The sequence below is a fragment of the Brachyspira sp. SAP_772 genome, assembly GCF_009755885.1.
In the GTDB taxonomy this organism is placed as follows: domain Bacteria; phylum Spirochaetota; class Brachyspiria; order Brachyspirales; family Brachyspiraceae; genus Brachyspira.
In genome coordinates this window covers 1-702 of sequence record NZ_VYIX01000176.1, presented here as the reverse complement: position 1 = coordinate 702, position 702 = coordinate 1, and the positions used below count along the sequence as shown (strand labels likewise).

Below are 702 nucleotides of genomic sequence, written 5' to 3'. Positions count from 1 at the left end.
ACAAGAACCATTCAAAAGAGCAAACAGAGCATTCAAAAAAGAAGACACTATAGTAGATGTTAGYGGAGTAAAAATAGGMGGAGAAAAACCAGTAATTATAGCAGGACCTTGTTCTGTAGAAAGTGAAGAGCAAGTAATAAATATAGCAAAAAGTGTAAAAGCATCAGGAGCTTCAATACTTAGAGGAGGAGCTTTCAAACCWAGAACTTCCCCTTATGCATTCCAGGGTTTGGCACTTGACGGACTTAAAATATTAAAACTAGCAAAAGAAGAAGTAGGCATTCCTATTGTAAGTGAGATAGTATCTATAAGACACTTAGAAGATTTTGAAAAYACTGTTGATATGATTCAAATAGGGGCTAGAAACATGCAGAACTTTGAACTTTTAAAAGAGGTTGGTAAATTAAAAAAGCCAATACTTTTAAAAAGAGGATTAGCTAACACTATGGAAGAATGGCTTATGAGTGCTGAATATATATTAGATAAAGGCAATCCTAATGTAGTGTTGTGTGAGAGAGGTATAAGAACATTTGAAACATATACAAGAAACACTTTCGATGTATCAGCTATACCAGTGATAAAAAGAATGAGCCACTTACCAGTTATAGGCGACCCTTCACATGCAAGCGGAAGAGCTTGGATGGCACTTCCTTTAACTCTTGCAGCAATTTCTGCAGGTGCTGACGGCATGATTATAGAAGT

General features: G+C 36.0%; 1 protein-coding gene. It reads left to right on the top strand.

Going from position 1 to position 702, the window contains the following annotated elements:
• Positions 1 to 702 (top strand): 3-deoxy-7-phosphoheptulonate synthase (gene aroF / locus GQX97_RS13360; protein WP_157152300.1); only part of this gene is annotated, 702 nt, incomplete at both ends.